Source organism: Terriglobia bacterium (assembly GCA_032252755.1).
Lineage (GTDB): Bacteria > Acidobacteriota > Terriglobia > Terriglobales > Acidobacteriaceae > JAVUPY01.
The window spans coordinates 1-8,931 of record JAVUPY010000014.1 but is presented as its reverse complement, the minus strand read 5'-3'; the positions used below and the strand labels follow the sequence as shown (position 1 = coordinate 8,931).

Annotated in this window: 8 protein-coding genes and 1 pseudogene; 7 read left to right on the top strand and 2 right to left on the bottom strand. The window is 56.2% G+C overall.

Annotation, left to right across the window (positions count from 1 at the left end; genetic code table 11):
• The 7 genes and pseudogenes from ROO76_02435 to ROO76_02405 form a co-directional block, all read left to right on the top strand.
• The coding region (locus tag ROO76_02435) for a pyruvate dehydrogenase (acetyl-transferring), homodimeric type (GenBank protein ID MDT8067003.1) at positions 1 to 1,080 on the top strand (1,080 nt) is incomplete at its 5' end.
• A 94-nt stretch (positions 1,081 to 1,174) separates the two neighbouring features.
• The gene (locus tag ROO76_02430; protein ID MDT8067002.1) at positions 1,175 to 1,462 is read left to right on the top strand and encodes a hypothetical protein; all 288 of its coding nucleotides are present in this window, start codon (positions 1,175 to 1,177) and stop codon (positions 1,460 to 1,462) included.
• On the top strand, positions 1,374 to 1,718 hold the full coding sequence (locus tag ROO76_02425) for a hypothetical protein (protein ID MDT8067001.1): 345 nt from the start codon (positions 1,374 to 1,376) through the stop codon (positions 1,716 to 1,718). The genes ROO76_02430 and ROO76_02425 overlap by 89 nt, the downstream gene beginning before the upstream one ends.
• Positions 1,719 to 1,924: 206 nt before the next feature.
• Positions 1,925 to 3,360: pseudogene (lpdA, locus tag ROO76_02420) on the top strand (dihydrolipoyl dehydrogenase).
• Between the two features lie 114 nt (positions 3,361 to 3,474).
• Positions 3,475 to 5,199, top strand: coding sequence for a 2-oxoglutarate dehydrogenase, E2 component, dihydrolipoamide succinyltransferase (gene sucB / locus ROO76_02415; protein ID MDT8067000.1), 1,725 nt, complete (start codon positions 3,475 to 3,477; stop codon positions 5,197 to 5,199).
• A gap of 499 nt (positions 5,200 to 5,698) precedes the next feature.
• The gene (locus tag ROO76_02410) at positions 5,699 to 6,352 is read left to right on the top strand and encodes a PAS and helix-turn-helix domain-containing protein (protein ID MDT8066999.1); all 654 of its coding nucleotides are present in this window, start codon (positions 5,699 to 5,701) and stop codon (positions 6,350 to 6,352) included.
• Positions 6,353 to 6,632: 280 nt separating this feature from the next.
• Positions 6,633 to 7,661, top strand: coding sequence for a ketose-bisphosphate aldolase (locus ROO76_02405; protein MDT8066998.1), 1,029 nt, complete (start codon positions 6,633 to 6,635; stop codon positions 7,659 to 7,661).
• Positions 7,662 to 7,739: 78 nt separating this feature from the next.
• Here the strand turns inward: ROO76_02405 and ROO76_02400 are convergent, their stop codons facing one another.
• Positions 7,740 to 8,603, bottom strand: a complete 864-nt coding sequence (locus ROO76_02400) for a universal stress protein (GenBank protein ID MDT8066997.1) — start codon at positions 8,601 to 8,603, stop codon at positions 7,740 to 7,742.
• A 25-nt stretch (positions 8,604 to 8,628) separates the two neighbouring features.
• Positions 8,629 to 8,931, bottom strand: a 303-nt coding sequence (locus ROO76_02395) for an NADH-quinone oxidoreductase subunit N (GenBank protein MDT8066996.1), incomplete at its 5' end; no start/stop codon positions are given.

Genomic DNA, 8,931 nt, shown 5'->3' with positions numbered 1-8,931 from the left:
CTGGAATCGGCCATACGCCAGGTCGGCATCTATGCGAGTGAAGGACAAAAGTACAAGCCGCACGATGTCGACATGCTGCTCTACTACCGGGAGGAGACCGACGGGCAGATTCTGGAAGAAGGCATCACCGAAGCTGGCTCGATGGCTTCGTTCACTGCGGCGGGCTCCGCTTACTCGAACTACGGCGTGCCTATTATTCCGTTCTACATGTACTACTCGATGTTCGGATTTCAGCGTGTGGGAGACATGATGTGGGCCTTCGCGGATTCGCGGGGCAAAGGTTTTCTGATGGCTGGCACAGCCGGCCGCACCACCATGCTGGGTGAAGGTTTGCAGCACCAGGACGGCCACAGCCACGTGCTGATGAGCACAATTCCCAACTGCGTCAGTTACGACCCGGCTTATGCTTACGAGCTAGCCGTCATCCTTCAGGATGGCATCCGCCCTATGTATCAGGAGGGCGAAAACATCTTCTACTACATTACGATGTACAACGAAGACTATGCCATGCCGGCGATGGCTGAAGGGGTTCGAGAGGGCATCGTACGCGGCATATACAAGGTTAGAGGTGCAAAGCAGGGGAATGCCGTCGCCCAGCTGTTCGGCAGCGGTCCAATTCTCAACGAGGCTCTGCGTGCCCAGCAAATCCTTGACGAAAAATACAACGTGGAGGCCGATGTCTGGAGCGTGACCAGCTATAACGAGCTACGACGCGAAGCTCTGGGTGTCAAACGCTGGAACCGGCTGCACCCAGCGGAGCCCCAGAAGACCCCTTATATCGTCGAAGCGCTCAGGGGCGCAAATGGCCCTATCGTTGCTGCAAGCGATTACATGAAGGCTGTTCCGGATCAGCTCGCACCATGGCTGACCGACCGGCTGGTAACACTCGGAACCGACGGCTTTGGACGCAGCGATAATCGCGAGCATCTACGCCGTTACTTCGAAGTGAGTGCTGAGTCGATTGTTGCCGCAACTCTATCAGAACTGGCGCGCGGCGGAAAATTCGATGTCACACGTTCGCAGGAGGCATTCGCGGAACTAGGTGTCGACACGGAGCTCGGCGACCCAGCACGACGATGACCGGTTCGATCGAACGGGATGATTGGGAGTGCGGGGCGGATGTAATTGTGGACAATCCTCTTGAAAAATCGTTGGCTACGAATTGAGGAGCGCGATGGAACATAGCTTGCAACACACCATATCTCTTCTCGCTCACACTCCCGCTGCTCTCGATGCGCTTCTGCGCGATCTTCCGGAGACGTGGACGTTGCGAAATGAAGGTGAAGACACCTGGAGCACGTTCGATGTCATCGGCCATCTGATTCACGGCGAACGCACCGATTGGATGCAGAAGGCGAGGATGGTGCTCCAATTTGGCGAAACGGAGACGTTTGAGCCCTTTGACCGTTGGGGACACGTACGAGAATGTCAAGGCAAGTCGCTGGGGACAGTTATTGGATGAATTTGCTCGCTTGCGGTCAGAAAACCTGGACGAACTGCGTGCATTGAATCTACGGCAGGAAGATCTCGAACTGCGCGGACGACATCCTGCCCTTCGAGCCGTTACTCTGTCAGAGTTGCTGGCGACCTGGGCAGCTCATGACTTAACTCATTTGCATCAAATCTCAAGAGTGATGGCCCATCAATACAGGGAGGCCGTGGGTCCGTGGAACGGATCCCTTGGGGTACTGCAGTGTGTTGGTCATAGCTCTGGTTAATGTCCACGACAGCGGTGCGGGTCCACAGGCTGGGTTCGTAGTCCAATGCCTGCGAATCAGGCTTCAATTCGCACTCGATGCATCGCAAGGCTTCCGTTTGCTACACCTTCGCTTCCCTGCCCTTCCCGTAAAATTAAGTGTTTGGTTCGAGCGCGCGTCGTCGAGCATCCAATCACCCCAACAATACAACGGAACGGAGCATCCCCTTGGCTGAAAGAATCTATGACGTCGCCATCATTGGTGGTGGGCCCGCTGGCTATACTGCGGCGATTCGCGCTGGGCAGTACGGGTTGAAAGTCGCGTTGATTGAAAAAGAAAGTAAGCTCGGCGGGACCTGCCTGCACGTGGGTTGCATCCCGACCAAGTCTTTGCTATTCAACGCCGAAGTATATGATCACCTGAAACATGCGGTGGAGTACGGCATCGAGGGATTGGGCGAGGGCAAGCTGAACTGGGGCGTCATCCAGAAGCGCAAGCAGGCCATCGTCGACAGGCATGCCAAGGGCCTGGTGTTCCTGATGAAGAAGAACAAGGTCAACGTCTACGAAGGTCATGGGCGGCTGACCGGGCCGGCCAAGGACGGCGTGCATTCGGTCGAGGTCTACACGGAGGGCGGCGGTGGCGCGGATGGCGAGCGCAGCCCGGTGAAAGCGAAGAATGTCATCCTCGCGACAGGTTCCGATGCCAAGATGCTGCCGGGGTTGGAGCCGGACAGCCACGTGCTGACGAACATGGAGATTCTATCGCTGAAAGAGATTCCCAAGTCCCTCGTGGTAATTGGCGCGGGTGCGGTGGGCGTGGAATTTGGATCGATCTTCAAGAGTTTTGGCGCGGAGATCACCATCATCGAATTTCTGCCGCGGCTGGTGCCGAATGAGGACGAAGACGTCAGCAAGGAACTGGTGCGAGCCTTCCGCAAGCGCGGGATTGAATCATTTGCCGGCACGAAGTTCGAGAAGCTGGAGAAGACCAAAAATGGCGTGAAGGTGACGGCGACCGGCTTCGACGGCAAGCAGATGGTAAAGGAAGCGGAGAAGGTGCTGGTGGCTGTGGGGCGCGCGCCGCGCACGGGCAATGTTGATCTGGAGAAGACGAGCATCCAGCCGGATCGCGGATTTATCACGGTGAACGAGTGGATGCAAACGACGGAGCCGGGCGTGTACGCGATTGGCGATATTGTGGCCGGGTTGCCGCAGCTGGCGCATGTCGGCGCGATGTGCGGCATGGTGGTAGCAGCCAAGATCGCCGGGAAATATGCGCGCCCGGTGAAGCGCGAGCGCATTCCGGCGTGTACCTATTGCGAGCCGCAGATTGGCAGCGTGGGCCTGACGGAAACCGCAGCCAAGGAAAAGGGCTTGCAGGTGAAGGTGGGCAAATTTCCGTTCACGGCCAACTCCAAGGCGTCGATTGTTGATTCGCACGACGGCTTTGTGAAGGTCGTTGCGGATGCAAAATATGCGAAATCCATGGCGTCCACATCATCGGGCCGCAGGCGACGGAGTTAATTGCTGAAGCGGTAACGGCGATGGAGTTGGAAGCAACGGTCGAAGAAATGATGTTCACGATCCACGCGCATCCAACGCTGGCCGAGGCCATGTTGGATGGCTTTGGCGCGGTCGAGGGCATGGCGATCAATGCGTAACAGTGCAAGAATCCAGACACGAGATTGCGCACGCGCCGACGGGCGACAAACGCTGTACCGAATGATTTGCAACTAAAGACAATCTGAAATTGAACTGAAAACAGGAAGGAATCCATGCCAACCAACGTCGTGATGCCGCAGATGGGCGAGTCAATCTTCGAGGGAACAATTACGAAGTGGCTGAAGAAAGTTGGCGATACTGTGGAGCGCGACGAGCCGCTGTTCGAGATTTCGACCGACAAGGTGGATGCGGAGATTCCTGCGCCAGCGTCCGGAGTGTTGACGGAGATCAAGGTCGCGGAGGGTGCGACGGTGGGGATCAACACCATCGTCGCCGTGATCGGAGAAAGCGGCGGAGCAGCGGCATCGAGCTCTGGGACGATTGTGGACGCGGCGAAAGTGGCCAAGGAAGCGGCGGTCGCGACGGCGCCGGAAAAGGCAAAGGAATCTGTCCCCGCTCCGAAAGCTGCTCCGGTTGCTTCGGACGCAGCGAAGAAGGATGAGCCCACACCATCGAGCCCAACCCAGGTGACGGGTGGCACCAACGTGGTGATGCCGCAGATGGGCGAATCCATCTTCGAGGGAACGATCACCAAGTGGCTGAAAAAAGTTGGCGACACGGTGGAGCGGGATGAACCCCTGTTCGAAATTTCTACCGATAAAGTGGACGCCGAAATTCCATCTCCGGCAGCGGGTGTTTTGACGGCGATCCAAGTCCCCAAAGGCGCTACGGTCGAGATCAACACAGTCGTTGCGGTGATTGGCGGCAGCGGCGCAGGAAGCGTCTCCGTGTCAGCATCTGCAGCACTGCCTGCGGAAATGAAAGTAGCGGCAGCTCCGCAAGCTAGTGCAGCGCCAGCGGCTCCTTCCCCGGCACAGGCAAGCACGGCGACGACTGGAGAGCGGTACCGTTCTTCGCCGCTGGTGCGCCGCATTGCAAAAGACAACAACCTCGATCTTTCTCAGATCCCCGGTACGGGACCCGGTGGACGCATCACCAAGGACGACGCTCTTGCTTACCTTGGACAACTCGGCAAAAGCACAGCACCCGCAGCCGCTGCCCCGCAGTCAGGCACAACGGCACCGCCGGTCGCGCCGTCTCTAGCGGCATCTGCACCCGCAGAAGTATCGATCCCCGGAGAACTGGTTCCTCTGACAAAGATGCGCTCCATCATCGCGCAGCGAATGGTGGAGTCGAAACATACCAGCGCCCATGTCCACAGCATCTTCAAAATCGACATGACGCGCATCGTGCGGATTCGCGAGCACGAAAAGTCGAAGTACGAGCAACGGAATGGCGTCAAACTGACCTACATGCCGTTCATCGCCAGCGCCGTAGTCAGTTGCCTGCGCAGGATGCCGATCGTGAATGCATCGCTCGAAGGCAATGCCGTCCGCTACCACAAGAGCATCAACATCGGCATCGCCGTCGCGCTCGACTGGGGCCTGATCGTTCCGGTAATCAAGCAGGCGGAAGAGTGCAGTTTCCTGGGGTTGGCGCGCGCTATTGCGGACCTGGCAACACGGGCACGCACGAAAAAGCTAAAGCCGGACGAGGTGGCGGAAGGCACGTTTACCATCACCAATCCTGGCATCTTCGGCGAACAATTCGGCACTCCGGTGATCAACCAGCCGGAGACGGCGATTCTTGGAGTGGGCGGACTGTTCAAGGAGCCGACGGTCGTGACGGACGCCGACGGGAATGACAGCATTGCTGTCCGCCACATCATGCGGCTGACGTTGGGCTTCGACCATCGTGTTATTGACGGCGCCGATGCTGGAAAGTTTATGGCTGAGCTGAAAAAGACGCTGGAAAACTGGAACGGTGATATCGGGTAAACATGTCTTCGCCTTGTGTCAGCATTTGTTCACTCGTCGTATCGAGATTCGCAGACACTTCAATCGAAACTCCGGCATCTCCCGCCAGAGGAGAAATCTGCTGCACAATTTTATGGTATTCTTGCCGCTGTTCTGCCAGGTTCAACTTTTAGCCACAAGTAATTCGGTGTTGAATTTCGGGGTTTTTGGCAATCAGAGTTGGATTCGTTGTCTGGCCATCGACAAAATCAAGGATTTTACCCTCCGAGTTTCGTCCGGATTGCCACCATCCACCATGTTCATTGTTTTGGTCGTTCTTTCATCTGAACACCCGCCATTGGCAGTCCCCCATCCTCATGTACGCTTTGGACCCGCCCACACAAACGGGTAAGCACCGTCGCAAAGGTTCAACCCATCTCCCTACATCCAAATGATAGAATCTAACGAATTAGCGGCCTCCTTCAATGAACCGTTTGTACTGCGAGGAGATAGATATAGTAGTCATCATGAGAGGGTAGCGATGCGTGACCAGGAGCTATTCGATCTGCTCGAAGGCACGTCCGATGCCGCCTTCACCATAACCGACCAGGGGAAGATTTGTTCCTGGAACAAGGCTGCGGAAAGATTATTCGGTTACAGCAAGGTCGAGGTTCTTAAGAAGAGTTGCCAAGAGCTTCTACAAGGGCGTGGAGCTTTAGGCACCCGAGTGTGTGGCGATCATTGCGGCATCTCGGAGTGTGCCGCAAAACATCTCGACATCCCCAACTTTGACCTAGAGGTGAAGACCCGCTCGGGGCATCGGATGTGGGTGAGCGTGTCTACGCTTGTATATGAGAACTCGCGCAACCATCGGCATTTGATCGTGCAGTTAGCCCATGACATCACGGAACAGAAAAAGAACGAGGAACTTCTCCGCAAGATGGCGCGGATTTCGCGACAGTTGGTGACCGTTGCAGACGTTGCCGGGCGACCGGCTCCCGTTTCTCCGCTTTCCGAACAGGAACGAGAAATTCTGCAGTTGTTTTCCGTGGGTAAGAATTCGACGGAAATCGCGCTCAAGCTCGGAATCACGATGCAAACCTTGCGAAATCATCTGCACCACATCAATCAGAAACTGCGCACGCACAATCGTCTGGAAGCGGTGACGCACGCCATGCAGCGCAAGCTTGTGTGACTTGTTCTGACGGCCATTTCATCCTGTCTCCCACCCGATCAATGCTTGGTTCAAGCGGAGCCTCATTGCTTTGAATCGCTCCTTCTTCCGTCGAGTGATGTTTGTTCCTTCCGATGGTATGAACGATCCATTGTGACGGAGTGCATCCGCATCTGACAATAGAAGCGGATGTGTGAATCAAGCCTCGTCGAGGTTGTTAATAACGTTCCCAACGCCACGCAGTTCTTGACGGAGATTCTGAGCAGGGTTGCTATTGTCGCTCTCGAAGGAGATTAGGATTATGCCGCTCGTATCGTTACGGCAAGTACTGGACGAGGCAGCCAAAGGCAAGTACGGCATTGGCGCCTTCAACGTTAACAACATGGAACAAATTCAGGCAATCATGGAAGCGGCCAGGGAGACCCAGTCACCGGTGGTAGTTCAAGCCAGCCGGGGTGCACGCAGCTACTCGCAGGATAACTACCTATTCCATTTGATGATCGCAGCGACTGAGTTAAATCCAGAGATTCCAATTGTGATGCATCAGGACCATGGCAACAGCTTTGAAACCTGTCAATCGGCGATCAAGCTTGGCTTTACCAGCGTGATGATGGATGGTTCCTTGAAGAAGGACGGCAAGACTCCGACCACGTTTGAAGAGAACGTGGAGGTGACCCGTCGCGTGGTGGAATATGCCCACGAGCGCGGCATTTCCGTCGAGGGTGAGATCGGTGTGCTCGGAGGCGTTGAAGATGGCCACGGCGCAGGTGGCAGCGGCCTGGAACACCTAACGGATCCGGATCAAGCGGTGGAATTTGCCATGCGGACAGGTGTAGATGCCCTGGCTGTGGCCATTGGTACGAGCCATGGCGCATACAAATTCTCAAAGAAGCCTGACGGTAGTGTGCTGAAGATGGATCTCCTCATTGCAATTCACCACCGCCTGCCGAATACGCATCTAGTGATGCACGGTTCGTCCAGCGTTCCTCAGAATCTGCAGGATATCGTGAACAAGTACGGCGGGCATTTGAAGCAGACGTGGGGTGTTCCCGTGGAAGAGATCCAACTAGGTATCAAGAACGGCGTGCGCAAGATCAATGTCGATACGGACAGCCGGCTGGCAATCACCGGGGCGATCCGCAAGCTGCTTGCCGAATCACCGGAAAAGTTTGATCCGCGCGATTACCTCAAGCCGGCGCGTGAGGCCATGAAGAAGATTGTGGTGCAGCGCATGCGCGAATTCGGTCAAGCCACGCACTCGGGCGATTACGAGGCAATTCCGCTGAGTGAGATGGCAAAGCGGTATGCATCGGAGATGATCGCGAAGTAAACAGCACTGCATCAACGGTACATTGTCTCTTCTCAACAAGAATTTGCTTCTTCCGCAGAGGCAGAAGTCGATGGCAAGCTATACGCTAACAACCGGGCATGGCGATTTCCGGATGATGGCATAGGCGTTGGTGGGCAACCGTGAGGCATCGATCAAACCTCGTCCAATCACAAGCAGATCGGCGTGCTCTCGCGCGGCAGCGGCGCACACCGCTGCAGGTACCTCTCCAGCTTCCAGTAGAACCGCAGCACTCGTTCCGAGCCTGTTCTGAAATTGCGCGATGCGGCTGTTCGCCGACTCGGCCACCTTCTGATGATACTCACGGGAATAGTAATCTTCACCCGGAGAGCTGAGCCTCGGCACAACGTGGATCAAAGAGAGAGCAGCCTTGAATTCTCCAGCCAGGCGGGCTGCCCAATCAAGGGCCGCCTCGCTGGACGGGCTGAGATCTACGGCGCAGGCAATGCGACCCAACGCGCTCCACGCCACAGGCGGTCCTTGCTCCACATGTACACCCGTCCAAACGGGACAATTCGTGTCGTGCAGTACCTTCGCCGTGACCGAACCCAGGAGCAGGCGCCGAAACGGACCGTAGCCGTGCGTGGCCATCATGATGAGATCGGAGCGCTCGCGCAGTGTCCACTCAACGATTCTCGAAGCGGGATCTCCATCCAGCAAGGTCCGCTTTACGCGCAGATGATGAAGCGCCGCGTTCAGGAAGTTGTCCAGATGCTCTTGTGCCTTCGCCTTTCGTGCAGCCATCATTTCCCCGACCGTAACGCTCTCTGCGCCAAGCTCCATGGATCCCTCGTATGGCGGCAACACGTGTAGAAGGTCGATTTCAGAATTGAAGTGCTCAGCCAGAGGAATCGCATAACTTGTCGCACCGAAGCACCTTTGAGAAAAATCGATTGGGATCAGAATTCTGGTTAACGAAAACATAGGTCATCTCCAATATGCAACCCGCTTAGAGCAAACTACCAATCGCGGTTTGAATTACTTTCAGCATCAACGTCGGGTAAACCCCCAGCCAGAGCAGAATCACGGTCAGCGCGGCCAGAACCAGGTTTTCCGCCGGCGCTCGGCGTGGAAGAGCTTGGTGAGCCTGATAGCTCTCGGTCGGTTGTTGGTACAACACCACCACAATGCGCAGGTAATAGAAGAGTCCGATGGTGCTGGTAACTACCAGGATCAGGATGAGCACCCAGGCTCCCACGGCGGCACCTGCAGCGACAATGTAGAACTTGCCGAAAAAGCCCGCAGTCAGCGG

Excerpts from the sequence above, each read along its gene's own strand:
- ROO76_02410 (MDT8066999.1), top strand. The coding sequence starts at position 5,699 with ATGCGTGACCAGGAGCTATTCGATCTGCTCGAAGGCACGTCCGATGCC.
- ROO76_02405 (MDT8066998.1), top strand. The coding sequence starts at position 6,633 with ATGCCGCTCGTATCGTTACGGCAAGTACTGGACGAGGCAGCCAAAGGC.
- ROO76_02430 (MDT8067002.1), top strand. The coding sequence starts at position 1,175 with ATGGAACATAGCTTGCAACACACCATATCTCTTCTCGCTCACACTCCC.
- ROO76_02400 (MDT8066997.1), bottom strand. The coding sequence starts at position 8,603 with ATGTTTTCGTTAACCAGAATTCTGATCCCAATCGATTTTTCTCAAAGG.
- sucB (MDT8067000.1), top strand. The coding sequence starts at position 3,475 with ATGCCAACCAACGTCGTGATGCCGCAGATGGGCGAGTCAATCTTCGAG.